The following is a 25,578-nucleotide window of genomic DNA, read 5'->3' as shown; positions in this document are numbered from 1 at the left end:
AGTGCCCACCACCCGCATCGCTGGCCGAGCCGTCGACGTCAACGACGAGGGCTTCCTCACCGAGTACAACCAATGGGACGAGGAAATCGCCCCCACCCTGGCCGGCTACGCCGGCGTCGGGGACCTGACCGAGGAACACTGGAAGGTGCTTCGATTCCTGCGCGCCGACTACCCGGCCCGCAAGGAGACCGCCACCCTCCGTCGCGTCTCCAGCGTCGGCGGCTTCGACATGAAGCAGCTGTTCACCCTGTTCCCCGGCAAACCCGCCAAGAAGATGGCCTACATCGCCGGGCTGCCCAAGCCCAAGGGCTGCGTCTAAGAAGGACACTGACCATGACAGATACCACTGACACCCCGATCATCCCCGACTTCGGTGGCAGCGCCCGCCCGGCCGCCACCCCGACGTCCAGCAGCTCCCCCGCGCGGCCCACCGCGGCCAAGCCGGCGGACTTCGTAGCCCCGCCCTCTGGCGAGGCCGCGCCCCGCAAGATCTGCTTCGTTGCCTCCAAGGGCAACCTCGACATGGCCTATCCGGCACTCATCATGGCCAACGCAGCTCTCGGTGAGGGTATCGAGACACACATCTTCTTCACCTTCTGGGGCTTCGACCTGGTGACCGAGCGGACGATGGACGACCTGAAGTTCACCATGCTCGGCAACACCGCGATGCACCTGCCGATGGCCCCCTCGATGCCCCTCTGGGCAGGCATGGGCGCCATCCCGGGCATGACGAAGATGGCCACGAAGATGATGAGGAAGCAGCTCGACGACCTGGAGATCCCGGGCGTGCGCGAGATGCTCGACATCATCGTCGCCTCCGGCGGGCACCTATGGGGCTGCAAGCTCAGCTTCGACATGAACCGGCTGACCCGGGCGGACCTCTACGAGGGCGTCGAGGACGTCATCAGCGCCTCCGACTTCATCGAGTTGGCCGAGGGCGCTCAGGTGATCTTCGTCTGAGCCGAGCGCGTGGACAGGAGTGGGCCCTGTCGTCACACAGATCGGCGCCTTCCCGCAGGCCGAGGGAAGGCGCCGATCTGTCGTCGGTCATGGAGCCCGTTTTCTGACCGCGTGATGCCGATCAGTCAAGCGCACAGGCCGTTCACGGACTCAGGTGAAGAGGCTCACTCCGCCAGGGCCCACGAGAAGACCCAGGATGATGAGGACGATTCCCCACACCAGCTGGCTCCTGACGATGGCGAGGATGCCGGCGATGACCAGCACTGCTGCGATGATCCACAAGATGGTACCCATGGTGTTCTCCTTCTCTGGGGTGAGGTGTCAGATCTGGTCGCGACGCGGGTCGTCGCGGAGGTCGCCCGTGATCGGGTCGTCGTTGGAGTGGAGCCCCTGGCCCATGTCGTCGCGCAGCGAGTCCCGCAGCGTGCCGTCGTCACCAGGGGTACCAGGGACGTCGTTGTGAACGTCTCGGACCTGATCCTGACCCATGTCATCCCGCAGGGCGTCGCGGAGGGTGCCGTCGTCGCCCGTGGTGGCGCGCGGATCGTAGGCCACATCGTCGTTCAGATGGTCCACACGAGTGTCGTCGAGCCGGTCGCCCTCGACGCGGTCGTCGCCGAAGCGGTTCTCGGTGACGTGACGGTCAGCGCCCGTGTGCTGGGCCCTGCCCTCAGCCTCGAGGCGCTCGTTGTCCGTGAGATCTCCCCACGCCTCCTTGGCGCGTCCGCCCACTTCGTCTCCGGCCCTGCGCATGCTCTCTTCGATTCCCATGATTCCTCCTCGGTTTCGAAACGGCTCCACCCGCCGGTGCGAGTGGTGTCTTATCCTCCACGTACCCAGTTGCGAGGCTTTCAAACAGGACCTGGGTAGGTGCCGATGGAAGAGGGATTTGATGGTCAGGGACGTCCCGGAGGACAACGATCGAGACGAAGCACCCGGGGAGCGGCTGGACCGCCAGTGGAGCGAGCTCCTTCAGGAGCTCAGGGTCACCCAGACAGGCATCCAGCTCCTCGGTGGTTTCCTGCTGATCCTGCCGTTCCAATCACGCTTCGCAGACCTGGGGCCGGGGCTGACGCTGGTGTTCCTCACGGCTGTTGTCACCGCCACCCTGTCCACGTTCTGCGTGCTGGCACCCGTGGCGATGCACCGCGCGCTCTTTCGCAGCCATCAGAAGGACGTGCTTGTGGACACGGCGGACGTGCTCACCAGGATCGGGCTCACGCTCCTGGCAGTCACGACGGTCCTGGTGGCCGCACTCGTCTTCGGATTCGTCGCGGGACCGGTCCCAGGCGTCGTGGCGGCAACCGTCGCGTCCTCCGTGTGCCTCGTGCTGTGGTGGGGCCTGCCGATGCTGATCAGGCGCAGGCGCCCCGAAGGGCGGCGCTACGGCGACTCGGAGAACCGGCGGTGACTCGTCACGCCGCCTCAGACCCCATCTCCTGACGAAGGTCGGCCAACACGCGGCTCAGGATGCGGGAGACCTGCATCTGGCTCACTCCGAGCCTGCGCCCGATGTCGGCCTGGGCGAGATCCTCGACGAACCGCAGGTGCAGGACGCGCCGCTCCAGGGGACCGAGGCGCCGCATGGCCGAATGCAGCGTGACCAGATCCGGCAGGAGCTCAAGGTCAGGATCCTCCGCCGGCAGTTGGAGGGCCGCGGGGGCCTCGCCCGTGGGCGACGCCGCGTCCAGCGACAGGGGCCGGAAGGCGAGGGCCAGGCCTTCACGCTCGGCCGAGCGGGGCCCGTCGTCATCCGGCTTGAGCTCCTGGAGCCGACGAGGGGGCCGGATCATCCACCCGGAGCGGAAGTGACGCTTGATCTCGCCCGTGATGGTGGCCACGGCGAAGGGGACGAACTTCCCCGCCTCCGGGCGGAATCGTTGAACCGCGCAGACCAGGCCGACGCGCGCGACCTGGACAAGATCGTCCAGGTCGATGCCCCGGTTGGCGTAGCGCCTGGCCAGGGACTCGCAGAGGTCCAGGTGCAGGACCACCACCTCGTCGAAGAGGCGTTGCCGGACGCGCGGGCTGCGTGCCGAACTGAGCCGCTGAAGCAGGTCCAAAGCGCGCTCGTCGCGATCGGTGAAGGGTGCGGGGACGGGGTTGCTGACACGTGCCATGATCAACTCGCCTTTGCAGTGAGTCGGAGTCGGCACGTGGGTTGAACCGCTCTGTCTTGCCTCCACACTGCCACGGGCCGAGCCGTTTGACAACCATATGATCGTAAAAAGTGGCATGGTCGGTGGCATGAGGAATCGACATGGGACGCGCGCATGACCGGCCAGAGAGTGGTCGTGGCCGGGGCCTCGGGGCTCATCGGCAGGACGCTGGTCCAGGACCTGAGGGCCGACGGGATCCCCGTCACCACGCTGGTGCGGCACCCTCCCCGCACACCGGACGAGGCGCAGTGGTTGACCTCGGACGCGCTCGATCCGCGGGTGCTCGAGGGAGCACGCGCGGTCGTGGTGCTCAACGGGGCGAGCATCGGGCGTCTGCCGTGGACCCCCAGCTACCGCCAGACCCTGTGGCAGTCGCGTCTGGTGCCGACGAGGGTGGCGGCCACAGCGGTGCGGGCCCTGGGGCCGGACGCTCCGGCTCTGGTCTCGGCCTCCGCCGTCGGCTACTACGGCTCTGCGCCGGGCCGGGTGCTCGACGAGTCGTCGCCGGCCGGCGACACGTTCCTGGCCCGGCTCTGCGTCGCGTGGGAGGCGGAGGCGAGGCAGGGTGCCGGGGGCGCGAGGGTCGCGGCGGTGCGGACTGCCCCGCTCGTGCACCCCGATGCGGTACTCAAACCCCTGATCCTGCTCACGAAGTTCGGGCTGGGTGGCCCGATCGGGCGCGGGACGCAGGTCTGGCCGTGGATCTCCCTCGACGACGAGGTCCGCGCCATCCGGCACGTCATCGACTCCGACATCGACGGACCCGTGAACCTCACGGGCCCCACCCCTGCCACGGCGTCGGATCTGGGCCGCGCCGTGGCCCGGACGCTCAGACGGCCCTTCTGGCTGCCCGCCCCCGAATTCGCCTTGAGACTCCTCCTGGGGCGCGACGCAGCCGATTCGCTCCTGACCTCCGACGCCGACGTCCGGCCACGCGTGCTGGAGGCGTCCGGCTTCTCCTTCCGGCACCGCACCGTCGACGAGGCCGTGGCGGCGGCGCTCGCACCCACCTGATCGGTGATGGAGCGCCAATGCTCCCTGCCCGACGGCAGGATCACCTACCCCAGGGTGGCCACGGCGGCCGCACGCCGCTCCTCGGTGCGTTCCGCGACGAGCGCAGTCAGGGCGGGCGGGATCTCCGCCGACACCTGACTCAGCGTCTGCGCGGCGAGGACGAGGTCCTGAACGCGCCCGAACGCGGCGGTCACGGTCTTCCAGAACTCCGCTGCCTCACGGTCCGCGGGGCGGGCGTGGGGCAGGTCGGCCAGCAGGTCGTGCGCGTACCGTGCCGCCTTCGCCGCCTTGCGGACGGAGTGCCACAGCGTCGGATCCGACGGGTCGAGGGAAGCGCGGCGGCGGCGTCGCTCCACACGGGCTTCGGCGCGGAGCGCGAGTCGACGCAGTTCTGTCGCCGCAGGCCGCCGACCGACCCGACCGGCCCCCGCGGTGAGCAGGAGAGCCACCAACCGCTCGTGCAGGGCGTCCCAGCGTGGCGTGGACATTGCCGCGAGAAGGTCCGCCCGGGCGTCATCGTGACGATGCTCGAGGGCTGTGCGGAGTGGGCCGACGGACTCCTCGGCGATGCCCGTCCCCGCAACAAGGTCGTCAACGAGGGCACGAAGTACCTCGAGGTCCCGTGGGACGCCGAGCAGGGCTCCAGCCCACTTCAGCTCGCTCATGAGCGCGGGCATCTGTCGCGACTCGATTGTGGGAGCGAAGACGGTCAGGAGGCTGCGGATCCTCCGCAGGGCCGCGCGGCCCTGATGGACCGCATCCGGCTCATCCGAGGCGATGGCGCTCTCAAGGGCCTGAAATGCGCCGTATTCGCGGCAGAGCGCCGCCAGGAGGGCGTCGAAGGCGGTCTTCCTGCTCTGGCCTCCGCGGGAATCCGGGTCGAAGGCGCGCTGGGCCATCGACCCGTGGGCGGCGGGGAGCAATCCGGCGGCCAGCATCAGCCCCTCGGCATCGTCGAGGGTGCTCGCCGGCTCGCCGGAGGCCAGTTCGATCTCGACCTCGCGCCACTGCCGCGCGCGGCTGGTCGGCTCCCCCAGCAATCTGGCACTGACCTCCTCGACCACCAATCCCAGCCGGACCCGCCCGCCCGCGCCGAACAGTGAGGTCACGCGGCGCCGGGTCCGCAGGCGGAGCACGGGGAGGAGGGGATGATCGCCCACCACGTCGGCAACGGTGGCACGCAGTGACGACGGCACGCGGCGTGGGGAGCCTATCGGCAGGTGATGCTCCAGCCGAGCACCGTCAGCGCCGGGCGTCGTGAGGTGCCAGCCGTCATCCTCGCCGCCGGTGCGACGCATCAGGGTGATGCCTGAGTGGGCAAGATCTCGAGCCGGAGTGTCGAAGTGCTCCGCGCGCAGCCGCAGGGTCCTGGTCGGCGACGACGGCCCCAGCGCGTCCAGCGGCGGCGGTGCGGCTCCCTCGGGCAGGAGGAAAGTGCGCTCCCGCTCGAGCGCCGTGTCCGCATCCTCGCGCCGGGGCCACATGGTGTGTCCCAGATTAGTGGAGTCGGCGCCTCAGCGAGCCCGCCTGCCGTCAGCCAGTGGTGAAACCCGGGTGCCGAGGTGAAAGCGGCTCGTATGCTGGCGGCGTGATCGAGTTTCGCAACGTGTCCAAGGCCTACCCGGACGGCACCGTGGCTGTTCGAGGCTTCTCGCTCATAGTTCCGTCGCACCGCTCCGTGGTGCTGCTGGGATCCTCCGGCAGTGGGAAGACCACTCTCCTGCGCATGGTCAACCGCATGGTCGAACCAACCTCCGGCAGCGTCCTCATCGACGACGAGGACGTGCGCGACGCGGACCCGGTGAAGCTCCGTCGTTCCATCGGCTACGTGCTGCAGAGCGGCGGTCTGCTCCCCCACCGCACGGTCGCCGACAACGTGGCCACCGTGCCGATTCTCAACGGCGCCGGCCGGCGGGACGCGCACGCCCGTGCTCTGGCGCTCCTGGAGAGGGTGGGGCTGGCTGCGTCTCTCGCCCGCCGCTACCCGGCGCAGCTCTCCGGTGGCCAACAGCAACGCGTGGGGGTGGCGCGGGCGCTCGCGTCGGATCCGAACATCCTGCTGATGGACGAGCCCTTCGGCGCCGTGGACCCGCTCGTGCGACGTGATCTCCAGGACGAGCTGCTCCGCCTGCAAGCCGAGCTCGGCAAGACGATCGTGTTCGTCACCCACGACGTCGACGAGGCGTTCCGGCTGGGAGACGAGGTGGTGGTCCTTCGGCCGCAGGCCGACGTCGCCCAACGCGGCACGCCCGTCGAGATCATGGCCAACCCAGCTGACCTGTTCGTGCGCACGTTCATCGGGGCGGACCGGGGTCAGCGCAGCCTCCGCATCGTGGAGATCCAGGGCCGACGCGTAGCGGTGGACGCCGGCGGCCAGGCGGTCGGGATCATCACGTGAGGTGGGCGACGAACAACTGGCCGCAGGTCCTTGAGCTGGTGCTCGGCCACCTGCTGCTGACCGTGCCGTCCGTGGCGATCAGTATCGCGCTGGCTCTCCCGCTGGGGAGACTGGCCTTCCGCCGTCCGCGCGCCGGAGGGACGCTCCTGGCGGTCGCAAGCCTGCTGTACGCCGTGCCCGCTCTTCCACTGCTCATCGTGATCCCGGTGGTGTTCGGCACGCCGTTGCGTTCGCCTGCCACCATGATCGCGGCGCTGAGCCTCTACGGGGTCGCGCTCCTGGTGCGCAGTGTCGCGGACGGTTTCGGGTCCGTGGACCGGCAGGTCCGCGACGCAGCGGTCGCCGTCGGGCACTCCCCCTCCAGCATCCTGTGGCGTGTCGACCTGCCGCTGGCGACGCCCGTCATCCTGGCCGGCGTACGTGTGGTGACCGTCTCGACCGTGGGGCTCGTGACCATCGGCGCCCTGATCGGCGTGCCCAGCCTGGGGACTCTCCTCACCGATGGGTTCCAGCGCGGCATCGTCGCGGAGGTCACCACCGGAGTGGTGCTCACCGTGGTCCTGGCCCTGCTGCTCGACGCGGTGCTGATCGCCGCTGGGCGGATGATCACGCCATGGGTCGCTCAGTCCCCCCGGCGCGTGTCCGTCGTGGAGGTGCGCCGATGACCCTCGTCGCTGATGCCCTGGCATGGTTGGGCGATCCCAGCCACTGGCAAGGCCCCGGCGGCATTCCGCGGCGAGTGGCCGAGCACCTCCTCATCACGGGGGCCGCGGTGGCGCTGGCCGCCCTCATCGCGGTCCCTGTCGGGGCCGCCGTGGGACACACCCGGCGGGGTTCCGGCGCGGTGGCGGCCGTTACCGGAGCCGCCCGCGCCATCCCCTCCCTCGGCCTCCTCACGCTGTTCGGGTTGTGGTTGGGGATCGGTCTCGAGGCGCCGCTGCTCACGTTGGTGGTGCTGGCCATCCCGTCGCTGCTGGCGGGCGTCTACTCCGGGGTTCAGGCCATCGACGCGGCCGTCCCAGAGGCGGCGCGCGCCATCGGCTTCAGCCCCATGCAGGTCGTCATGCAGGTGGAGGCGCCGCTGGCGCTCCCAGTGGCCCTCGGTGGGTTGCGGGCGGCCACCCTGCAGGTGGTGGCCACGGCCACCCTGGCCGCCTACACCGCGGACTTCGGGCTGGGCCGCTACCTGTTCGCCGGACTCAAGACCCGCGACTACGCGCAGATGCTCGGCGGTTCCCTCATCGTGATCGTTCTCGCCCTCACACTGGAGGTGGCCCTGGCAGCGGCACAGCGCTGGTCCTCACGCGTGGCCCATCCGGCTGGCGCCTCCCCCCGAACCTTCCCCTCACCGAGTCCCACAGAAAAGGAATCCTCATGAATCGCACAGTGTCCCGCTTCGTACCGCTCGCCGTCGCCGGGGTGCTCGCCCTGACGGCGTGCGCCGCGGGTGACCCCCTCGCCACAGGATCCGCGGCGCCGGCCACCACCACTTCCGCGCAACAGTCCGGCCCTATCGTGGTCGGCTCGCAGGACTACTACTCCAACGAGATCATCGCCGAAATCTACGCCCAGGCGTTGGAGGCCGAGGGATACGAGGTGGAGCGCCAGCTGCGCATCGGGCAGCGTGAGGCGTACCTGCCCGAGATCGAGTCCGGCAGCATCGACCTCTTCCCCGAGTACAGCGGCCCGCTGCTGCAGTATTGGAAGCCGGGAGCCACGTCGCGGCTGCCCGAGGATGTGTACGCCGAGCTCGAGGGCGTGGTGCCCGATGGCCTCCGCGTGCTGGCCCAGTCCGAGGCCACGGACCAGGACTCCTATGTGGTGACCCGGGCGTTTGCGGACGAGTGGGATCTGGTGACGGTGGCCGACCTCGAAAAGGTCACCACACCCCTCACGCTGGGCGCCAACTCCGAGGCGGAGACCCGGCCCAACGGTCCGTCAGGGCTGGCGGAGAAGTACGGCATCGAGGTGGGCTTCACACCCATCGAGGATGGCGGTGGCCCGCTGACGGTCAAGGCGCTGCAGGACGGCGACATCCAGCTGGCCATCATCTACACCGCTGACCCCTCGATCGCCCAGAACGACCTGGTCTCCCTGGAGGACAACGAGGGCCTGTTCCTGGCCTCCCACGTGGTTCCGCTGGCCAGCGAGGACGTCGACGAGAACGCTGCAGCGATCATCGACGAGGTCAGCGCGGCCATGAGCCCCGATGAGCTGATCGCCCTCAACGCCCGCAGCGTGAGCGAACAGCTCCCCGCCGCCGACATCGCGGCCACCTGGCTGGTGGAGGAGGGCCTCAGCTGACGCTCACCTGAGCCGGCAGAACGCGTCCACGTGGTCGACGCGGCCCGAGACGATCAGCTCGTCGCCCTCCTCGATGACGGTTTCGGGGATGGCGTAGATGAAGTCCTGTCCGGGCCGCTTGACCCCCACCACCGTGATCCGGTTGTGGGTGCGCACCATGGACTCCCGCAACGTCTTGTGCAGCGTCATCTTCGGTGCGCGCGTGCGTGCGATGGCGAACCCGTCCTCGAACTCGAAGTAGTCGATCATGAAGCCCGACACGGCGTGCGCCACCCGACGGCCTGTGGAGGCCTCGGAGTACACGACGTGGTGGGCGCCGATCCTCTCCAGGATGGCACCGTGCTCGCGGGTGGCTGCGCGCGCCCAGATCTCCTGGACGCCCGCCTCGGACAGCGCGAGCACGGTCATGATCGACAGCTCCACCTTGCTGAGCGCGACCACCGCCTTACGGAGTTGCTGGACCCCGATCTGGTCGAGCGCGTCCCGGTCCGAGGAGTCCATCTCGATGACGTGGGTGAACTCATCGGCGTACCGGGTCGCCAACGCGTGGTCGTCCGTGACGGCGATGACGGGTACGTCCATGTCCTCGAGCGCCCGGACAGTGGCGGACCCGAACAGGCCCAGGCCTACCACCAGGACGGTGTCGTCGGAGATTCTGCGATCTGCTCTAGCCGACAATGGGGTTCTCCTCCGGTAGGACGTAACGACGGTGGCGCGCGCGGATGGCCAGAGCCGCGGCTACTGAGACGGTGCCCACGCGGCCGAGGTACATCAGCACCATGAGGACGACGAGCGACTGCGGTGTGAGGTGTGCCGTGATGCCTGTGGAGAGGCCCACCGTACCGAACGCCGAGATGGTTTCGAACAGGACCTGTTGCAGGGTGAAGCGCTCCTGGACGACGATGAAGAAGGTAGCCAGGGCCACCGCTGTCGCACCTAGCATCACGACGGCGAGGGCCGCGCGTTGCACCGTCGCGGGAATGGCTCGGTTCCCCACCACCACCTGTGGCTCACCGCGCAACTCAGCCGCGACGGTGGCGAGGATGATGCCGATCGTCCCCACCTTGATCCCACCCGCGGTTCCGGCCGAGCCTCCTCCGATGAACATCAGGACGTAGTACAGGCCCAGGGTGGATTCGTTGACGGTCCCGTAGTCGATCGAGTTGAACCCGGCCGTCCGCGGGAAGACGGCTCCTGCCAGGATGGCCATGGCCCGGTCATCGACGGGCATGCCGCCGAGAGTGCGGGGGTTGTTCCATTCGGCGAGCGCGAACACCACAGCCCCCAGCACCAGCAGCGACACCGTGACGAGGATCGTGAGCCGCGTGTGCACGCTCCACCCGGTGGTGCGGCGCCCGCGCCGGAAGATCCGTCGACCCACTTCGAGGATCACCGGGAAGCCCAGGCCGCCCACGATGAGCGCCACGCAGATGGGAACGATGACGGCCGGATCGCCGACGAAGCTCATGAGGTTGTCGCTGTAGAGCGCGAACCCGGCATTGTTGAACGCCGAGACGGCGTGGAAGGTGCCCTGCCATACGGCAGAGGCCCAGCCGTCGGTGTATGGGCGGAAGGAGAAGGTGAGGACGGCGGCGGTCAGCGCCTCAGCCGTCAGCATGACCAGCGCGATCATTTTGGGAACCCGGAGGACCGAACCGACCCCCCCGTGCAGCTCCTGACCTGCCACCAGGGAGCCCTGCAGCGAGATCCTCCCCGTCGCCACCAGGGTGAGCAGGCTGGCCAGGGTCACGATGCCGAAACCGCCCACCTGGATGAGGCCCATGATGAGCACCTGACCGAACGGACTCCAGAAGACGGCGGTGTCAACGGTGGTCAATCCGGTGATGCAGATCGCCGACACGGCCGTGAATGCGGCATGGATCAACGGGGCGGATTCTCCCGTCGCGGTGGCGGCCGGAAGCAGGAGCAAACCCGTGCCCACTAGCACCGCGATGAGGTACACGGCGGGGATGACACGGGCGGGATGACCCAGCCATCGAGTGAGCCGCATGCGCCGATTCTAGGTCTCTTCACTGCTCGGATACCGCAAAGGGCCTCCGATGGCATAAGATTGACCAGCGGCCACACACGTGGTCCAGGCAAGAAGGAATAAATGTCATGGCCACTGGCACTGTCAAATGGTTCAACTCAGACAAGGGCTTCGGCTTCATCGCTCCCGATGACGGCTCGGCCGATGTGTTCGCGCACTTCAGCGCGATCGCTGGTTCGGGACACCGGAACCTCGAAGAAAATCAGAAGGTCGAGTACGAGACCGAGCGCGGGCCCAAGGGGCTCCAGGCCGCGAACATCCGGGCCCTCTGAGTCTGCCTGACCGCGACCCCCCGTCGGACTGATGTCCGGCGGGGGGTCGCACTGTCTCCAGGGACAGGCGTCAGCCCCGGGTGATCATGCCGGCTCGATGACGAACGGCAGCATCATCTCGTTGTCCTCATGCTCGACGATGTGGCAGTGCCACACGAACCGCCCCTCCACGCCGAAGTGGGCCTTGATGCGGGTCACCTCGCCGGGGTAGGCGATCACGGTCTCCTTACGCCCCGTCTCCCACGGTTCGGGTGGCCGGGCTGTTCCCGGGACGAGCCGGACCGTCGGAGACATCCCGGTCCCCACGCCCACGGTGATGGCCTGCCGGTCGACCACCTCGAACGTCACCTCGTGAACGTGCATCGGGTGGGCGTCCATCGTGGTGTTGTAGAACTCCCAGATCTCGGTGGTGCCGGCCGTGACCGTCACCGCCACCTCGTCCTCGCCCCACATGTGGTGCATGGCCTCGACGGGCTCCTCAGCAGGGTTCCCCTCGTGGAGTGTGCCCAGCATCGCCGCGATCGGCACGCCCAGCGCGTCGGACATCACCTCCAGCAGCGCGAGGCGTCGGACGGTGGGGTCGCCCTGCACCGGGGGCACCGCCGGAAGCGTCAGCAGTGCCGGCGGCGTCGTCGGGTCTGTCGACGTTGCGGGGCGGACGCGGAACTGCATGATGCGGCCGGTCGAGGCGCGGTCGGCGGCCTTGAACTTCGGGGCGCCGAAGGGCGCGTCGGGGCCGGCGTTGTTCAGCGGGTAATCCCCTACCGGGACCGCGGTGAAGTCCACGATGAGGTCGGCCCGCTCGGCAGGCCCGAGGAGGACCTGGTTCTTCCGGGCTGCGGTCAGGTCGACTGCTGCCGCCAGGAGGCCGCCCTCGTTGCCGATCTGCCACACGGAGACGCCCTTGACGGGAGAGAAGTCCGCGATGAGGAACCGCGACTGGCACCCGTTGAGCAGCCGCAACCGGTAGCGCCGCTGCTCGACGGTATGGAACGGCCAGGCGCGCCCGTTCACGATGATCACGTTGCCGAAGAACTCGGGGTTCCAGATAGGTGGGATCTCACCGTCAGGAATGAAATCGGTGGTGACGCCGTCGAAGAACGCCCGGGCGTCGGGGTAGAACAGCGAGCCGTCGGCGTTGAAAGAGCGGTCCTGGATGGCCAACGGGATCTCGTAGTAGGTGGTGTCCGGCGAATCGCCCACCTGTGGCGCAGGTCCTGGCAGTACCGCCGGATTCCCGCTGCCGCCGACCGTGATCTGGTCCTCGCCGGAGTCGCCGCCTCGCAGGATCAGGAACCCTGCAGGTCCGGCGTACACGTTCAGGCGCGTCAGTCCCAAGGTGTGGTCGTGGAACCACAGCGTTGAGGCCCGGTTGTGGTTGGGATACTGGCACACGGCGGTCCCCGCGGCCCACGTCGCCCCGTAGCGCTGCTTCGCCTCGTCCGCGAAGGTCTCGTACCACGTGCCCTCGGCTGCGTAGCCCTCCGGAGCGACCTCCGCCGGAAGGTACCAGGCTTCCGGGTACCCATCGCTCTCCTCATGCACGCCGACCGCGCCGTGCACGTGCGTCACCATCGGCACTGGGCCCCAGTAGCGGGTGTACTCGTCCTCAGACAGCGCGTCGGCCTCGTCCTTGGTGCCGGTGGGTACGTAGGTCTTGTCGTCGAAATCGGGGGCCGTGTCGCGCCCCTCAGGCCCGCCGGGCGGGTTCGCCCAATGCAGGGTGGGGTCAACCGGCAGTAAGTGCGGCAGTGGCGTCCCGTCGGCGGAGACCAGCTCGTTGGCCCACGTGACGCGGATGGGCTTGTCGACGACGCCTTCAATGGTGAGCGACGGCGCGTGGAAGATGCCGCCGTCGGTGGGGCCGTATCCCCACACGGTGGTGTTGGGCAGCGGCTCGGGAAGAATCTGCTGCCTGAATTGCCGCATCGAGATCCGATAGACGTCCATGTCCGCGGATGTATCCGCCCTCGGCATCGCAGGGGGGACAAGGAGGGGTGTCCGGAACTTCCTGATCTTGTTCGGGGCGAGAGTCCCACCTGGGAGGGCGGCCACTGCCTGGGGCACTCCCCCCGTGCCGACGCTGTAGAGCGTCAGGACTCCCGCGGCGCCGCCTACGAAGAAAACTCTACGGGAGAAGAGGGTGCCGGACTGTCGACCGGCTGGGTCTTGGGCCATGAATCAGTCTCACACGACGGCGTTTCGTTGTGAACCCCTTTCGCGCGGACCCTTTTGTGACGGGGAGCCGGAGGTAATACTGGATCATGCGGGAACGCCCTCCCCACGGTTCGTTCGACGACCTGTTCGACCGCGACTTATCCGCCGCGCTGGACGCCACTGCGGCTGAGCACAGTGCGGCGCTCGCCACCCACCTGTTCGCGGCGCTGTCCCGCGTCAAGAACCGCGGCACCCCTCTGCGCGGCGCAGAGAGCTTCGGCTCCGACGGCGCGGTCCGGCTGCGATTCGCGGACGGCACCACCGTGCTGGCACGAGGTGACGGCAGGGGCGGCCTGGGCTTCGCGGCAGTCGCAGTGCTCCGTGGAGCGGCCGTGCTGCTGTCGGACGTGCGCCGGGGCCCTGAGGGCGTTCGCGCGGTGTTGACGTGGGAGCGGCGTCACCGCGTGGAGATCGAAGTCCTGGGGGGCGACCAGCCAGGCTGAGCAGCCGTCCGGGGGCTGCCGACGCCGTATGTCCCCTCCGGAGTGGCCGGGTTACGCGCCGGGCTCCGTGGGGCGTGCTGGATCCGGAGCGGGGTCCGGCTCCATGAGGAAACCCCCGTCAGGTCGTGGGCGAGCACGATCAGAAGAACCAGCAGGACGCTCCCTACGCTGAGGGGGTGTGAGCCCGGCGGCGCGCGCCAGTTCGGGTGCCACGCCAAGCACGAGGATGGCCAGGGAGATCAGCACGGCCACCCATCGGAACCGCCGGAACGTGCCTTCGGTGGTGGTGGAACGCTCGCCGCGGAGTAGGCCGACAGCGCAGCGATGTCCCGCTGCCCGCCGTCCCGCACTCAATCGCTCACCCGCACTATTCTAGCGCAGGGGGACCGGCAGATCCGATTTCAAGAATGGCGGCTCCTTCCGCCCCTGGGTCTCTCAGTCGGCCGATGGAGATCGGTCAGGCGGGGTGACGCTCAGCGGGCCGTCAACGGCCGCAACGGTCGGGGCGTTGCCAGGGCCACTCCGCGACCCTGTCAGCCAGCGGTCGGTCGAGATGTGACCGGTCGGCGCGCACCCACGACCGCACGGTGACGTCGCCCTCCCCCTCAGCCGGATAGAGATACACACATCCGATAACGCTCCCGTCCGCTGGGTCCAGAACCGTGAAGGTGAACCCCTTGCCAGAGGAGAAATCCTCGGCATGGCGGGTCAGGTCGGCGTGGTTGGCCGCGAGTGACATGGCATTGACCGGCGGCCAGTCGCCCTTCGGATAACCGGGCGTAGCGCGGATGTGCTCGATGCTGGAGGTCCACGCCCCATGGTCGGCCTCGTTGTGCTGAGGCCCGAGCGGCTCGAGCACGAATTGATTCGTCACGAGGGACTTCGGTGGCTCGAAGCCGACGGGCACGAACGGGGCGGATCGCATGTGATCGACTGTACCGAATTGGCTCCCAGCCGCAGATGGACGGGTCGGCTCGTCGCCCACTCTGGGAAGTCGCCGCACTGCTACCGAAGAGCCCGCGGCGAAGGATCAGAGACCCAGGGTGCGCGGCAGCCACATCGAGATCTCCGGGACGAAGACCACGACGAACAGGCCGAGCACGATGGCAAGCAGGAACCACAGCAGCTTGCCGATGACCGGTTCAAGCCGGATGCCCGCCACACGTGTACCGACGAACAGCACGTTGCCGACAGGCGGAGTGATGACTCCGACGCAGAGGTTGTAGACGATCATGGTGCCGAAGTGCACCCGGTCGATGCCGAACTGGTCGATGATGCCGATGAACATCGGCACGAAGATCAGGATCGCCGGGGTGGGATCCATGAAGGTGCCGACCAGGAGCAGGATCACCATCATGATGATCAGGATCAACGTCTTGGAGTCCGTGAGGCCGAGGAGGGCCTCCGAGATCATCTGGGGGATCCGTGCGAAGCTCATCACGAAGGACAGGATCGATGAGACACCCACGAGCAGCATGACGATCGCGGTCGTCCGACCTGCATCGATGAGGATGCCGGGGATCTCCTGCACCTTCACGGTGCGGTAGATGAAGCTCAACACCAGGCAGTACGCCACGGCGATCGCGGAGGATTCCGTGGCCGTGAACCAGCCGATCAGGATGCCGCCGACGACGAGGAAGATCATGAACAGCGACGGGACGGCCCGCCAGAGGACGAGCATCGCCTGACTGAACGTGGGATGCACGTCGGCCGCGGCGTCTGCCACGCGGTTGTTCTTGTAGGTCAGCCACACGACCAGCGCCACCGACAGGGTCCACACGAGACCGGGCCCGACGCCCGCCATGAACAGCGCCGCGATGGACGTCGAGGACACGAGCGAGTAGACAATGAACGTGTTCGAGGGCGGGATCAGCATGCCCGCGGGAGCGGACGCTACGTTGACCGCGGCCGCCCAGGAGGGCTTGTAACCGTCCTTGACCAAGCGAGGGTGCATGACCTGACCGACGGCCGCAGCGGCCGCCACGGCCGCTCCGGACACGGCGCCGAACATGGCGTTGGCGGCGACGTTGGTCTGCGCCAGGCCGGCGGGCATCCGGCCGACCAAGACCTTTGCCGCATCCACGAGTCTGCCGGCGATGCCGCCCTTGTTCATGATCACACCGGCGAGGATGAAGAAGGGGATGGCGAGAAGTGTGAAGTTGTTGATGCCGGTGAACATCCGGGACGCGGAGTTCTCGGCCGCCAACGTGACGTCGCCAACGACGACGATCATGGCGAGGAATGACGGCACACCGATGGTGACACCGATGGGCAGCGACATCACGATTCCGACGACAACGCCCGCGACCAGCACGATTGTGGCAAGTGTTGCTGCATCCATGGTCAGCGATCCCCTTCCTGGTCACCCTCATCGGCCCTGTGGGCCTCGGGATGGGCGGATTCTTCTTCGAGCTCGTCGAGCTTCGTGGTGGTGTCCTCGGGACTTTCCTCAAGAAGGGTGATGACGGTCTCGTCGGCGATGACGGGCAGCTTCGGCTCGAGCGCAGCGGTGGGGTCCTCCACGGTAAGCGGTCCTTCTCCGCGGAGGTCCTCGAGGATGTGGTTGAGAGCGTAGAACACGATGAACAACCCGGCCACGGGCATCATCAGGTACATCCAGCCGATGTTGACCGGAAGGGAAACAGAGTTCTGGAGCCAGGCGTTCATCGCGCTCTCCCAGCCGCCCAGGATCAGCACCAACACGGCGAAACCGATGATGATGAGTTGGATGACCACCGCGGTGACGTAGCGCACGGGCTTCGGGACCCGCTCTGCGACGAAGGTCACCGCCATGTGGCCGCGTTCGCCGAATACGAAGGCGATACCGATCAGGGAGGTCCACACGAACAGGTAGTTGGCGGCCTCACCGGTCCACGCAGGTGCCGATTTCAGCACCTGGCGCGCGAAGACCTGCCACACCACCACGAGGGTCAGCACAGCGAACAGGAGAGCGACGAGGACGGCGAGGAGCCGGTCGATCCCCTTCTTGACTGCAGTCACTTGTTTCCTTCCAATGATGCGGTGGAGACGACCTCACCGGCCGTCACCACCGCACGCGATGGGCTACGTCAGGCGGCGCCGCGCGCAGCGTCCCAGAGGGCCTTCTGCGAGTCGGTGGTAAGGAACTGCCCCTGCAGCCCTTCAAGTGCCGCGGCGAATGCCTGGGTGTCGACGTCGTTGAACTGTGCACCGCCGGCCTCAGCCTGGGTCACCGCTTCCTCGGTCTTCTCGCTCCACATCTCGACGTGCTCATCCATGGTGGCCTTCCACTCTTCGTCGAAGGTGGCGCGGTCCTCTTCCGACATGGAAGCCAGGACGTCGGTGTTGATGATCAGGTAGTCGAGGCCCACCAGGTGGGTGGTGCGGGAGAAGTACGGCGCCACCTCGAAGTGCTTGACCGTGTAGTACGAGACCTCGTTGTTCTCGGCGGCGTCGAGCACACCGGACTGGAGACCGGTGTAGACCTCGCCGTAGGCCATCGGGGTGCCTTCGGCGCCGAGCGCCTTGGCCATGGCCAAGTGGAGGTCGGACTCCTGGACGCGCAGCTTCTTACCGGCGAGGTCCACGGGGGTCTGAATCGGACCCTCGGTGTTGTAGACGTGGCGTGCGCCCTGCGTGAAGCCACCCAGGACAGTGATGGACTGTTCGTCCTCGAGCGAGGTGAAGAGCTCGCCCACGATCTCCTCGTTCTGTATGACGCTCATCTGGTGCTCGACGCTGTCGAAGGCCAGCGGCATGTTGAACACGAGGAAGTCCTCGTTGAGGTTCTCCAGCTGGGTGCCCGACACGATGGCCATGTCGACGGAGCTGTTGGAGACCATCTGCAGCGCCTCTTGCTGTGCGCCCAGGGTCTCGTTTGGGTAGACCTCGATGCTCCAGCGGCCATCGGTGGCCTCGGAGAGGCGCTCGTTGAACGACTCGAGCGCGATGGTCGAGGGGTGCTCCTCGGTCTGGTTGAGCGACAGGCGCATGGCCTTGCCGCCACCGTCTTCGGGGGCCGCGGACGTGGCCACCACGTCACCACTGCCGCCACCACATGCGGCGAGGCCGAGCACGAGGATGGAAATGGCACCGATGGAAAGCGGCTTTGAGCGCTTCATGATCTACTCCTTTGGAAACATTCGCGAGCGCGACCCAACTGCGGATCTTGACCGTGAGTCTCTCGAATGAAGTCCGGCAGGCACCTGGGGTTGCCACTTGTTGCCCGCCTGTTGGGTGAGGACATGATCCCGTGCATGTGCTTGATCCCGTCGATGTCGACGGCGGCGTGACGCCGTCGCGCGGGTCAGAGTGGGCGGCCTAGGGAATCGGTCTTGAAGGACTGGGTCTTGAACTTGTTCAAAAACGCCCAGAACTCTCCGGCACTGGTCTCGACGATCGTGGCGCCGTCCTGCCAGATGGCGTTTTCCAGGTCGTGGCCACTGCCGATGGGGTCGCCCTGATTCTGGTGGATGTTGTGGACTCCCAAGCCGCTCGTGAACGGTTCGCCGAACACGTAGAAGCGGATGCCTTGGTTGATGATCTTTTCCAGATCGGTGAGCGCCTGGATTCCGGTGCCGCTGTTCCAGCGCGGGTTCCAGCGGAGCCACGAGAGCAGGCGGGACAGGCAACTGGCGTAGCGCACGGTGTAGATCAGGATGGGTGGATGCAGCGGGGCCGATCGGATGTAGTCAAGGGCACCGGAGGTCGGCGTCGATGTCAGGTCGTGCCATCCGTCGGCGAGGGTCTTGAGGCCACTGAAGTCGCTGGTGCGGATCCTCACCTTCCGCCACTGGATGCCGTCTGGCAAGTTCTTGGGATCGACGTCGATCGCGCACTTGTAGTTGCCGAGGGGCGTGTGCACCACGAGATTTCCGTGGTAATACCTCCCGAAGTTGTCAGGCGGATCCCGGAAGTAGTCGTGCTTGGCCCCGATGACCAAGCCGTAGCCGCTACTCAGGGGCATGTCTACTCCTCTTCAGTAGGGCAGGATTCGCAAGCGCGGATCCCGCGTCGGTGCCGCTGGTTGTCCACCACCGCCAGGGCAGCGTCGACACTCACCGCCACCTTCCGCCGAGCGAGGCTCCCTGGCCGAGGCCTGAGGCGTATGGAAACCGCCGCGCCTCGACCAGAGGGCGTCCTCACGCTTTGTCGATGCAGAAGCCCAGGTCGTCGTACGCGTAGTGCCCGCTCCCGACCACCGAGTTGACGATCGCCCGGTCGTGTGTGGAGATCCGCAGCACGTAGCCGCACGGCTCGAGGGCTGAGGTGTCGAGTTTCCAGGTCGACCCTCCTGGCGCACCAACGGTCGTCAGCGTCGTGGACGTGGTCAGAGCCCCTGGAGGCACCACAACGCTGCCGCCGGGGGTCAGGCCGAGGCTCCAGCGGTCCAGCCACTCGTCGTTGGCGTCGAAGGTCCCTTTGATGACCATGCCTTGAGTGAACTTCCCGCACGCCTGGAGTCCGAGCTGTCCCGGGTTGACGGCGACGTGGGCGCCGTTGACCAGGTTTCCGTCGCGCCCGAGCCCGGTGTTGTCGAGCCGGATGCGCTGAGTCTGCGCCACCAGGAAGGGGGAGCCGACCTCGAGCCGGATGAGCCAGCTGCCCTCGCCACCGGTGTCGACGTAGCCGAGCACGCCCAGCCCGTTGGTCCACCACACGGGCCACTGCACTGAGCCGTCGGCCGCCGGGGTCACCCACGCCCCACCGCCCAGGTTGTCACTGGCCCAGAAACTGGTGGTGACCGGCTCGAACAGACCGCCGTTCTTGCTGACCTGCAACCGGTACGTCGTGCCCGCGAGCGCCGGGTCGGTCGGACCATGCACGACAACCCGGCCGCCGAAGGGGCAGCCCCGGACATCGGCCGCGATGCCGTTGTAGGCGGACACCGCGCCCGGGATGGTCACGCCTGTTGACGGGTTGATGAACGACGTGTTCACGCCGCCGACGATCGTCATTCTGGCGGTGCCGTCGTAGCCCGCTCCAGGGTGGACGTGGACATGCGCGTCGAGCCGGTTGCCCCAGTGCGGAGTCCAGTTCGGGTCGGTGGTGGACGGAGCGGCGTTCCACGACAGGACGGCCCGGACCTTGTGAATGCCCGGCTTGTCGCAGTGCCGTCGCACCTTGTTCAGATCGACGGGCAGGGTGGCTGCGTAGCCTAGGCCGCCGGCCGGCATGGTGACGAAGTCGTGGGCGTTGATCTCGACCGTGCCGACATACTCCCAAGTGCAGTCGTCATCCCAGTCCGCCCAGAACGCGACGTATTCGGTGCTCCCCGCCGTGCAAGGAGCGCCGCTGAAGCCGGTGGGCAGCTTGACCCTGAAGGCCGCGACGAGCTCGGCCGCATTGTTGTCGAGGCCCACACACGTGAGCTCTTCGTAGCTCGTGTTGCCCAGGCCCTCGTTGTCCTCGAAGAGGTCCTGCCAGGCGATGCCGACGTCCTTGAGCTTGATCGACAGGCTGGACAGCTCTGACGCGGTCAACGAGGCCGACATCACTTGCGCGGCCTCGAGCGCGGCCAGACGCGACGGTGGCGGCGGTTGGAGGACGAGCTTGGCAACCGAGTTGTCGACGGCGTCCTTGGAGAGCTTGCGCAACCGCTCCTTGCTGTAGACCTTGGCCAGCTGGACGGCGTCCAACGCGGCGCCGGCATGGTTGGGGGGCAGGGGCTGAGGATTGAGCGACACAGGGCCGATGGGGTCAGGCAAGGGAGGCACCGGGCCGAAGAGATCGAAATCCAGGTCCGGAATGAGTTCCTCGAGGAGGTTCAGGTCCTTGACCTTGTCGAGCAGGTCCGGGTGCAATTCGACCAACTCCGGCCAGCGGACCAGTGGGCGCGGACGGACCTGGATGGTGTCCTCCTGCACCTCCCCCCACACTGGCACGAAGTCCGGGTCGCCTGCGGGCGGCACCTGCTGCCACGACAAGATCGCGCGGACCCGCGGGAGTTGCGGGGTGAAGCAGAAACGTCGGCGCGGTGCGTAGGTCACCCCGACCACGTGGCTGAAGGCGTGGTCCGGATCGCCGGTGCAATCCTTGCCGATCGAGATGTCATGGACCTGGGTCGCCGACAGTCCGGCGTCGACCCACGACCCGCTCTCCAGCACGAAGAACCGCACGTACTGCGTCGAGCCTGGGGTGCACGGGCCACCGGAATAGCCGAAGGCGCGCTTGATCACGATCGTCGCCTCGAGACGGTTGCGCTCCGGGTGGTAACCGAGGCAGCCGATCTCCTCATAGACGGTGTTGGACTTCTGCTCGTCGACCACGTCGAAAGGACCGTCGACGACTTTGCCGAAGTAGTTCGGGTTCACCGCCAGCAACGTGGTGAACCTGCTGCGGCTCTCCGGTACGTCCGCCGCAGCGCTGGGGGCGGATTCCGTGGACTGGGCAATCATGGCAATCTCCCGCGGACTGGCCGGCTGTTCCGACCGTGCACGCTTCAGGAGGCGGCACCAGGCCCCTGTGATACGGGCATCGAGGTGCACTTTCGTTGGCACCGACTTCGACGCGCCTGACGGCGAGGCGAACGACCTGGTTATCGCGGTCGTCGGCGCGACCGCGATAATCGGGCAGTGTCGGCGCGCCTAGCTTCTTGGCATTGAACACCAGCGGGTCTCCCGTGCTGGGGTCACAGTCACGCAGGGCGGTGGACCGCGGAGTCGAGCAGTCCGATGTCGCGGACGGGACGCGGTCGCCTTTCGACGAGCGAATCGGGCACCACCGAGGGCGGCAGATCAGTGCGTTCGGTGGAGCAGATGCACCTTGGCGTGGTGGCCGCCGCTGTCGAGCTTCGCGTCACAGGTGTACAGCGGTGCATCAAGCGCCTCGGCCAGAGCGAGGTACGCGGCGTCGTAGCTCGTGTACTGGTGACGCAACTGCCAGATCCGATCAGCCAATGGGGCGACCTCGTAGCCATTGATGGCGAACGCGAAGTGGTCGCGACGAACCTCCTCCGCGACAGCGGGATCGAGTTTGCCGCCCAGGAGCAGGCCCCGGAGTACTGACAACACCTCGACGTCGAGCAGGTGCGGCGCGTGCACGTCTCCGGTGAGAGCATCCAGCAGCTCGTCGGCCACCTCGCTGCCGATCAGCGCCTCGACCATCGCGGAGGCGTCTAGCACGATCACCGGCGGCCCGCCTGCACGGCAGCGACGATGTCGTCGGAACTGGGCCCGCTGGAGCGGTCCCGCGCCCTGAGCCGAGCAACGATCTGCTCGTTGGTGGGCCGTGTGGCGATCTTGGCCAACTCTGCGGCGACGTAGGCCGACAACGACATGCCTTCTGAGGCCGCCCTTTCCTTCAAGGTAGCGGCGACATCGTCGGAGACGTCACGGATATATAGGGTCGTCATAACACCATGCTAGCACTCTGCTAGCATGTGCAGTCAACACGACCCACCGTCTCACCGCGGTATGAGCGGACGTTAGCGAGGTGTTGTCTATTGTCCGCGAGTGTGTGTCGTCTTGTCAGCGCCAGTTGGTTGATCCCGATCCTCTGAGGACGAAGAGTCCGGCCGTGCCCAGGGTGCTGGCTGCGAGTAGCCAGTTGAAGGGTCCTGGTGTCAGCTGCTGGCCCGTGATGTCGGAGAACCGGAGAGCCGTGGCGAGGGTGTCACCGATGAGGAGCCAGATGACCGACACCAGCGATGATGTCAACAGGCCGGCTGCGTGCCAGCGGGAGGCTGTGATGATAGCCAGGGTGAGTAGCGCTCCGGCGGCGAAGGCGTCGTAGAGGTTGTGGTTGATGTCGGTTGAGTCGCTCCAGACCACCATGAGAGGGGTGAGGGTGCCGATGAGCATCAAGCAGCGCAGGCATAGATAGACGAGGCGGGCCCTGGGCAATGTGGCTGTGATGTCTGGCGTTGGGTCGATCAGCAGGATGGATCCGAACACGGGCATCCAGGCCACGACGAACTGCCGCGTATAGCGCGGCCCGTCAGCAACTGGGATGTGCATCGACTGGTCTTTGAACAGCCACACGCACAGCATTGACACGAGCACGGCGGCGAGGAACAGCGGCCAGCGCCATAGTCGTGCCGACATCTGCACGGTCACTGTTGTGGCTCATAGGTGTCCATGGCGTCTGAGAACACGAACGGCAGGTAGATCGCCAATGCTGTGGCGATCGCGCCGATGCACAGGAACAAGGCCACCCAGGGACGGTGACGGCGGCCGTTGTGCACAATGAAGACCAGGCCGGAGCAGATCGCGACGGCGGTGACGAGGTTGAGAAACGTCGTAGCGGCAAGGAATCTGGGGATCGGTCGGCCTCCCGTCACCATCCACGTCGCCATCTCGGTTGTGAACAACTCGGGCCAACCCCTCCAGAAGAAGGTCCGATGCCCCAGGAAGAGGGCGAACAGCACCCCGGGGATGCTCCAGAAAGTGGGTACAAGCAGGGCAACTGCCGAGCCAACTGACACGCCGGCCAGCAATGCTGCTGGCCCGGTGAAGAACTGCCAGGGCAGCGTCATGCCACGGGCGTCAGCTGCGCAAAACCAGCAGGTAAGACTACCCACAGCCAGCGCCACGGCCTGAACGATCAAACCTTGGATTGCAACTGCCAACGAAATGTGCGCCACAGGGCGCCAACGCGGCACACTCGCAGGGAGCCCTTCCTGAACGTCGGGGCCGATGTTCAGCAGCACAAGCGCCACAACCGCAGCAGCCGATGCAGGCGACAGCAGGAGTGTCGCCCCACTCCATACCGAGAGCATCCAGGCCCAGTCAAGCCTCCAGCCGAAGGGGACTCCGTCAACGGGCTGCACATTGACCATCACCGCCAACTGAGCCAAAGCAAGGACAGGAAGAATCAACTTCCACGTCGCTCGGAGCCACATGCCGATAGCACTCACTCCTCGGCCTCCCCGATCATGCCAAGGAGCCATTCCTCATTCATCTCAGGACAGATGGCCCCCTGGTACACAATGTGACCACTCCGCAGCACGATGACAGAGGACGCCAAAGACAAAACGTCCTCGATCAGGTGGCTGGACAGCACAACGGTGCCGCTCGTTCGTTCTCGGATCAGCTGAACCATGGTCGCCCGCTGGCGCGGATCCAGACCTGTGCTTGGCTCATCGAGCAGCAGGACCGTAGCCTCCGCGGCCAAGGCCTGCGCCAACCACACTCGACGGACCATTCCTCCTGACAACTTGCCCAGTTTGTCTCCGCTGCGGGCGCTGAGCCCGACCGCCTCAAGCGCCTCGGCCGTGCGGGCCTCAGCCACTGGCCGGCTCAGGCCGCGCATCCAACTGAGATAGCTGACAAACTCGAAAGCCGAGAGATTGCGGGGGACAGCGCCGGACTGCGGCATGTAGGCGACGTGCTGGAGCGCCGCCAAACGGGCTCATCACAGATGAGGGTGTAGGGCATGGTCGGCGCGTCGGGCCGGGTAGGGGTCGAGGTCTCCCGATGATGGAAGTTCTCACACTGCCCATCTGGAAGACCTCGACGTGTCTGATGCTACCCCTGAGGCGGGGTTCGCCTGCCCTGACCTGACCCGGTTCTGCCGGCTCGACGAGCTCGGCCTGGAGGTCACCGGCCAACTGCTGGAGCCGGGCCGTGCGGTGCTCGCCTGCCGGGTCGTGGAACCGGATCAGTGGTGCCGACGCTGCGACTGCGAGGGCCTCGCGCGTGACACCGTGATCCGGCCGTTGGCGCACGAGCCGTTCGGCTGGCGGCCGACCACGTTGCTGGTCACGATCCGTCGCTACCGCTGCACCGGCTGCGGGCATGTGTGGCGGCAAGACACCAGCCTCGCCGCGGAGCCGCGGGCGAAGCTGTCACGCCGCGGGCTGCGGTGGGCGTTGGAGGGTCTGGTCGTGCAGCACCTCACCGTCGCCCGGGTCGCCGAAGGGCTGGGGGTGTCGTGGAACACCGCCAACACGGCGGTCCTGGCCGAAGGCAAGCGGGTCCTGATCGACGACCCGACCAGGTTCGACGGGGTGACGGCCATCGGCGTGGACGAGCACGTGTGGCGCCACACCCGCCGCGGTGACAAGTACGTCACCGTCATCATCGACCTGACCGGCATCCGCACCCGGACAGGGCCTGCCAGGCTGCTCGACATGGTCGAAGGGCGCTCCAAGCAGGCGTTCAAGCAGTGGCTGTCCGAACGCGACCAGGCATGGCGCGACAGAGTTGAGGTCGTCGCGATGGACGGGTTCACCGGGTTCAAGACCGCCACCGCCGAAGAGCTGCCCGACGCGACCGCCGTCATGGATCCCTTCCACGTGGTCCGCCTCGCCGGCGACGCCCTCGACCGATGCCGCCGACGCGTCCAACAAGCCATCCACGGACACCGAGGCCGCACCAGCGACCCGCTCTACTCGGCGCGCCGCACCCTCCACACCGGCACCGACCTCCTCACCGACCGACAGAAGGACCGGCTCACCGCCCTGTTCGCCGGCGATGACCATGTCGAGGTCGAAGCCACCTGGGGCATCTACCAACGCATGATCGCCGCCTACCGCGAACCCGATCGGACCAGAGGCCGGGCCCTGATGACCAGCCTGATCGCCTCGGTCAGCCAGGGCGTCCCCGCCGCGTTGAGCGAGGTGATCACACTCGGCCGAACGCTGAAGAAGCGAGCCGACGACGTGCTGGCCTATTTCGACCGGCCCGGCACCTCGAACGGTCCCACCGAGGCCCTCAACGGCCGCCTGGAACATCTCCGCGGATCAGCACTCGGCTTCCGGAACCTCACCAACTACATCGCCAGATCACTGCTCGAGACCGGCGGATTCAGACCCCGACTACACCCTGGATTGTGATGAGCC

The 25,578-nt window shown here is 67.0% G+C and carries 29 protein-coding genes; 11 read left to right on the top strand and 18 right to left on the bottom strand.

The genetic code is table 11. From position 1 onward, the window contains the following. Nucleotide 1: 1 nt before the first annotated feature. Together ACZK5N_RS12925 and ACZK5N_RS12920 are read left to right on the top strand one after the other, a co-directional pair. Entirely contained in the window at nucleotides 2-319 is a 318-nt protein-coding gene (locus tag ACZK5N_RS12925; protein ID WP_459019759.1) for a TusE/DsrC/DsvC family sulfur relay protein, read from the top strand. Nucleotides 320-333: 14 nt separating this feature from the next. After that, nucleotides 334-960 carry a DsrE/DsrF/DrsH-like family protein gene (locus ACZK5N_RS12920; protein ID WP_459019758.1) on the top strand — a complete coding sequence of 209 codons (627 nt, stop codon included), beginning with the start codon at nucleotides 334-336 and terminating at the stop codon, nucleotides 958-960. Between the two features lie 150 nt (nucleotides 961-1,110). On the opposite strand, the gene ACZK5N_RS12915 is transcribed toward ACZK5N_RS12920, so the two are convergent. Together ACZK5N_RS12915 and ACZK5N_RS12910 are read right to left on the bottom strand one after the other, a co-directional pair. Then, nucleotides 1,111-1,254 carry a GPGG-motif small membrane protein gene (locus ACZK5N_RS12915; RefSeq protein ID WP_182799952.1) on the bottom strand — a complete coding sequence of 48 codons (144 nt, stop codon included), beginning with the start codon at nucleotides 1,252-1,254 and terminating at the stop codon, nucleotides 1,111-1,113. Nucleotides 1,255-1,281: 27 nt separating this feature from the next. Further along, on the bottom strand, nucleotides 1,282-1,731 hold the full coding sequence (locus ACZK5N_RS12910) for a CsbD family protein (RefSeq protein ID WP_463625102.1): 450 nt from the start codon (nucleotides 1,729-1,731) through the stop codon (nucleotides 1,282-1,284). 121 nt (nucleotides 1,732-1,852) lie between these two features. Between ACZK5N_RS12910 and ACZK5N_RS12905 the strand changes: the two genes are divergently transcribed. Then, nucleotides 1,853-2,371 (top strand): DUF6328 family protein, encoded by a 519-nt coding sequence (locus ACZK5N_RS12905; RefSeq protein ID WP_463625101.1) that lies wholly within the window; start codon nucleotides 1,853-1,855, stop codon nucleotides 2,369-2,371. A gap of 4 nt (nucleotides 2,372-2,375) precedes the next feature. On the opposite strand, the gene ACZK5N_RS12900 is transcribed toward ACZK5N_RS12905, so the two are convergent. Continuing rightward, nucleotides 2,376-3,080, bottom strand: a complete 705-nt coding sequence (locus ACZK5N_RS12900) for a sigma-70 family RNA polymerase sigma factor (RefSeq protein ID WP_463625100.1) — start codon at nucleotides 3,078-3,080, stop codon at nucleotides 2,376-2,378. Nucleotides 3,081-3,233: 153 nt separating this feature from the next. Here ACZK5N_RS12900 and ACZK5N_RS12895 point away from each other — a divergent pair, with 153 nt between their 5' ends. Beyond that, nucleotides 3,234-4,133 (top strand): TIGR01777 family oxidoreductase, encoded by a 900-nt coding sequence (locus tag ACZK5N_RS12895; protein WP_463625099.1) that lies wholly within the window; start codon nucleotides 3,234-3,236, stop codon nucleotides 4,131-4,133. A 44-nt stretch (nucleotides 4,134-4,177) separates the two neighbouring features. Here the strand turns inward: ACZK5N_RS12895 and ACZK5N_RS12890 are convergent, their stop codons facing one another. Continuing rightward, nucleotides 4,178-5,617: a CYTH and CHAD domain-containing protein gene (locus ACZK5N_RS12890; RefSeq protein ID WP_463625098.1), complete on the bottom strand. Its 1,440-nt coding sequence runs from the start codon at nucleotides 5,615-5,617 to the stop codon at nucleotides 4,178-4,180. A gap of 104 nt (nucleotides 5,618-5,721) precedes the next feature. On the opposite strand from ACZK5N_RS12890, the gene ACZK5N_RS12885 reads away from it, so the two are divergent. Genes ACZK5N_RS12885 through ACZK5N_RS12870 form a run of 4 tightly spaced genes read left to right on the top strand, consistent with a single transcriptional unit; the run spans nucleotide 5,722 to nucleotide 8,835 of the window. Next, nucleotides 5,722-6,531, top strand: coding sequence for an ABC transporter ATP-binding protein (locus ACZK5N_RS12885; RefSeq protein WP_463625097.1), 810 nt, complete (start codon nucleotides 5,722-5,724; stop codon nucleotides 6,529-6,531). Further along, entirely contained in the window at nucleotides 6,528-7,196 is a 669-nt protein-coding gene (locus ACZK5N_RS12880; RefSeq protein WP_459019751.1) for an ABC transporter permease, read from the top strand. Before ACZK5N_RS12885 ends, ACZK5N_RS12880 begins: the two co-directional genes overlap by 4 nt. After that, complete coding sequence (locus tag ACZK5N_RS12875; RefSeq protein ID WP_459019750.1) at nucleotides 7,193-7,909, top strand: ABC transporter permease; 717 nt, start codon at nucleotides 7,193-7,195, stop codon at nucleotides 7,907-7,909. The genes ACZK5N_RS12880 and ACZK5N_RS12875 overlap by 4 nt, the downstream gene beginning before the upstream one ends. Then, a complete protein-coding gene (locus tag ACZK5N_RS12870; RefSeq protein WP_463625096.1) occupies nucleotides 7,906-8,835 on the top strand; it encodes an ABC transporter substrate-binding protein in 930 nt (309 codons plus the stop codon). Before ACZK5N_RS12875 ends, ACZK5N_RS12870 begins: the two co-directional genes overlap by 4 nt. 3 nt (nucleotides 8,836-8,838) lie before the next feature. Here ACZK5N_RS12870 and ACZK5N_RS12865 read toward each other — a convergent pair whose 3' ends face one another. Further along, nucleotides 8,839-9,513, bottom strand: coding sequence for a potassium channel family protein (locus ACZK5N_RS12865; protein WP_459019748.1), 675 nt, complete (start codon nucleotides 9,511-9,513; stop codon nucleotides 8,839-8,841). Continuing rightward, the gene (locus ACZK5N_RS12860) at nucleotides 9,503-10,846 is read right to left on the bottom strand and encodes a TrkH family potassium uptake protein (RefSeq protein WP_463625095.1); all 1,344 of its coding nucleotides are present in this window, start codon (nucleotides 10,844-10,846) and stop codon (nucleotides 9,503-9,505) included. The genes ACZK5N_RS12865 and ACZK5N_RS12860 overlap by 11 nt, the downstream gene beginning before the upstream one ends. Nucleotides 10,847-10,953: 107 nt before the next feature. On the opposite strand from ACZK5N_RS12860, the gene ACZK5N_RS12855 reads away from it, so the two are divergent. Then, nucleotides 10,954-11,157, top strand: a complete 204-nt coding sequence (locus ACZK5N_RS12855; protein ID WP_459019746.1) for a cold-shock protein — start codon at nucleotides 10,954-10,956, stop codon at nucleotides 11,155-11,157. An 84-nt stretch (nucleotides 11,158-11,241) separates the two neighbouring features. On the opposite strand, the gene ACZK5N_RS12850 is transcribed toward ACZK5N_RS12855, so the two are convergent. Then, the gene (locus tag ACZK5N_RS12850) at nucleotides 11,242-13,107 is read right to left on the bottom strand and encodes a multicopper oxidase family protein (RefSeq protein ID WP_459019745.1); all 1,866 of its coding nucleotides are present in this window, start codon (nucleotides 13,105-13,107) and stop codon (nucleotides 11,242-11,244) included. Between the two features lie 314 nt (nucleotides 13,108-13,421). On the opposite strand from ACZK5N_RS12850, the gene ACZK5N_RS12845 reads away from it, so the two are divergent. Then, nucleotides 13,422-13,817 carry a hypothetical protein gene (locus ACZK5N_RS12845; RefSeq protein ID WP_459019744.1) on the top strand — a complete coding sequence of 132 codons (396 nt, stop codon included), beginning with the start codon at nucleotides 13,422-13,424 and terminating at the stop codon, nucleotides 13,815-13,817. 484 nt (nucleotides 13,818-14,301) lie between these two features. On the opposite strand, the gene ACZK5N_RS12840 is transcribed toward ACZK5N_RS12845, so the two are convergent. From ACZK5N_RS12840 to ACZK5N_RS12790, 11 genes are all read right to left on the bottom strand, one after another. Beyond that, nucleotides 14,302-14,742 (bottom strand): GNAT family N-acetyltransferase, encoded by a 441-nt coding sequence (locus ACZK5N_RS12840; protein ID WP_459019743.1) that lies wholly within the window; start codon nucleotides 14,740-14,742, stop codon nucleotides 14,302-14,304. Nucleotides 14,743-14,847: 105 nt separating this feature from the next. Further along, on the bottom strand, nucleotides 14,848-16,158 hold the full coding sequence (locus ACZK5N_RS12835) for a TRAP transporter large permease (protein WP_459019742.1): 1,311 nt from the start codon (nucleotides 16,156-16,158) through the stop codon (nucleotides 14,848-14,850). A gap of 2 nt (nucleotides 16,159-16,160) precedes the next feature. Then, the gene (locus ACZK5N_RS12830) at nucleotides 16,161-16,817 is read right to left on the bottom strand and encodes a TRAP transporter small permease (protein ID WP_459019741.1); all 657 of its coding nucleotides are present in this window, start codon (nucleotides 16,815-16,817) and stop codon (nucleotides 16,161-16,163) included. 68 nt (nucleotides 16,818-16,885) lie between these two features. After that, entirely contained in the window at nucleotides 16,886-17,917 is a 1,032-nt protein-coding gene (locus ACZK5N_RS12825; protein ID WP_459019740.1) for a TRAP transporter substrate-binding protein, read from the bottom strand. Between the two features lie 185 nt (nucleotides 17,918-18,102). Next, nucleotides 18,103-18,762 carry a DUF2278 family protein gene (locus ACZK5N_RS12820; RefSeq protein WP_459019739.1) on the bottom strand — a complete coding sequence of 220 codons (660 nt, stop codon included), beginning with the start codon at nucleotides 18,760-18,762 and terminating at the stop codon, nucleotides 18,103-18,105. A gap of 175 nt (nucleotides 18,763-18,937) precedes the next feature. Continuing rightward, nucleotides 18,938-21,193, bottom strand: a complete 2,256-nt coding sequence (locus tag ACZK5N_RS12815; RefSeq protein WP_459019738.1) for a hypothetical protein — start codon at nucleotides 21,191-21,193, stop codon at nucleotides 18,938-18,940. A 339-nt stretch (nucleotides 21,194-21,532) separates the two neighbouring features. Next, the gene (locus ACZK5N_RS12810) at nucleotides 21,533-21,925 is read right to left on the bottom strand and encodes a type II toxin-antitoxin system VapC family toxin (protein WP_459019737.1); all 393 of its coding nucleotides are present in this window, start codon (nucleotides 21,923-21,925) and stop codon (nucleotides 21,533-21,535) included. Beyond that, nucleotides 21,922-22,149 carry a FitA-like ribbon-helix-helix domain-containing protein gene (locus ACZK5N_RS12805; RefSeq protein ID WP_459019736.1) on the bottom strand — a complete coding sequence of 76 codons (228 nt, stop codon included), beginning with the start codon at nucleotides 22,147-22,149 and terminating at the stop codon, nucleotides 21,922-21,924. The genes ACZK5N_RS12810 and ACZK5N_RS12805 overlap by 4 nt, the downstream gene beginning before the upstream one ends. Before the next feature lie 115 nt (nucleotides 22,150-22,264). Next, nucleotides 22,265-22,852, bottom strand: coding sequence for a hypothetical protein (locus ACZK5N_RS12800; RefSeq protein ID WP_459019735.1), 588 nt, complete (start codon nucleotides 22,850-22,852; stop codon nucleotides 22,265-22,267). Further along, entirely contained in the window at nucleotides 22,849-23,652 is an 804-nt protein-coding gene (locus ACZK5N_RS12795; RefSeq protein WP_459019734.1) for a hypothetical protein, read from the bottom strand. Before ACZK5N_RS12795 ends, ACZK5N_RS12800 begins: the two co-directional genes overlap by 4 nt. Further along, the gene (locus ACZK5N_RS12790; protein WP_459019733.1) at nucleotides 23,649-24,140 is read right to left on the bottom strand and encodes an ATP-binding cassette domain-containing protein; all 492 of its coding nucleotides are present in this window, start codon (nucleotides 24,138-24,140) and stop codon (nucleotides 23,649-23,651) included. The genes ACZK5N_RS12795 and ACZK5N_RS12790 overlap by 4 nt, the downstream gene beginning before the upstream one ends. A 112-nt stretch (nucleotides 24,141-24,252) precedes the next feature. Between ACZK5N_RS12790 and ACZK5N_RS12785 the strand changes: the two genes are divergently transcribed. Next, nucleotides 24,253-25,572 carry an ISL3 family transposase gene (locus ACZK5N_RS12785; protein ID WP_463625094.1) on the top strand — a complete coding sequence of 440 codons (1,320 nt, stop codon included), beginning with the start codon at nucleotides 24,253-24,255 and terminating at the stop codon, nucleotides 25,570-25,572. Nucleotides 25,573-25,578 lie beyond the last annotated feature (6 nt).

The sequence above is a fragment of the Tessaracoccus pujii genome (assembly GCF_055326215.1).
This window is presented reverse-complemented; position numbering and strand designations above follow the sequence as displayed.

Bases quoted from the DNA above. Each gene is read 5' to 3' on its own strand.
- ACZK5N_RS12920 (WP_459019758.1), top strand. From the start codon at position 334: ATGACAGATACCACTGACACCCCGATCATCCCCGACTTCGGTGGCAGC.
- ACZK5N_RS12915 (WP_182799952.1), bottom strand. From the start codon at position 1,254: ATGGGTACCATCTTGTGGATCATCGCAGCAGTGCTGGTCATCGCCGGC.
- ACZK5N_RS12910 (WP_463625102.1), bottom strand. From the start codon at position 1,731: ATGGGAATCGAAGAGAGCATGCGCAGGGCCGGAGACGAAGTGGGCGGA.
- ACZK5N_RS12905 (WP_463625101.1), top strand. From the start codon at position 1,853: ATGGTCAGGGACGTCCCGGAGGACAACGATCGAGACGAAGCACCCGGG.
- ACZK5N_RS12900 (WP_463625100.1), bottom strand. From the start codon at position 3,080: ATGGCACGTGTCAGCAACCCCGTCCCCGCACCCTTCACCGATCGCGAC.
- ACZK5N_RS12895 (WP_463625099.1), top strand. From the start codon at position 3,234: ATGACCGGCCAGAGAGTGGTCGTGGCCGGGGCCTCGGGGCTCATCGGC.
- ACZK5N_RS12890 (WP_463625098.1), bottom strand. From the start codon at position 5,617: ATGTGGCCCCGGCGCGAGGATGCGGACACGGCGCTCGAGCGGGAGCGC.
- ACZK5N_RS12875 (WP_459019750.1), top strand. From the start codon at position 7,193: ATGACCCTCGTCGCTGATGCCCTGGCATGGTTGGGCGATCCCAGCCAC.
- ACZK5N_RS12870 (WP_463625096.1), top strand. From the start codon at position 7,906: ATGAATCGCACAGTGTCCCGCTTCGTACCGCTCGCCGTCGCCGGGGTG.
- ACZK5N_RS12860 (WP_463625095.1), bottom strand. From the start codon at position 10,846: ATGCGGCTCACTCGATGGCTGGGTCATCCCGCCCGTGTCATCCCCGCC.
- ACZK5N_RS12855 (WP_459019746.1), top strand. From the start codon at position 10,954: ATGGCCACTGGCACTGTCAAATGGTTCAACTCAGACAAGGGCTTCGGC.
- ACZK5N_RS12850 (WP_459019745.1), bottom strand. From the start codon at position 13,107: ATGGACGTCTATCGGATCTCGATGCGGCAATTCAGGCAGCAGATTCTT.
- ACZK5N_RS12845 (WP_459019744.1), top strand. From the start codon at position 13,422: ATGCGGGAACGCCCTCCCCACGGTTCGTTCGACGACCTGTTCGACCGC.
- ACZK5N_RS12840 (WP_459019743.1), bottom strand. From the start codon at position 14,742: ATGCGATCCGCCCCGTTCGTGCCCGTCGGCTTCGAGCCACCGAAGTCC.
- ACZK5N_RS12835 (WP_459019742.1), bottom strand. From the start codon at position 16,158: ATGGATGCAGCAACACTTGCCACAATCGTGCTGGTCGCGGGCGTTGTC.
- ACZK5N_RS12825 (WP_459019740.1), bottom strand. From the start codon at position 17,917: ATGAAGCGCTCAAAGCCGCTTTCCATCGGTGCCATTTCCATCCTCGTG.
- ACZK5N_RS12820 (WP_459019739.1), bottom strand. From the start codon at position 18,762: ATGCCCCTGAGTAGCGGCTACGGCTTGGTCATCGGGGCCAAGCACGAC.
- ACZK5N_RS12815 (WP_459019738.1), bottom strand. From the start codon at position 21,193: ATGATTGCCCAGTCCACGGAATCCGCCCCCAGCGCTGCGGCGGACGTA.
- ACZK5N_RS12805 (WP_459019736.1), bottom strand. From the start codon at position 22,149: ATGACGACCCTATATATCCGTGACGTCTCCGACGATGTCGCCGCTACC.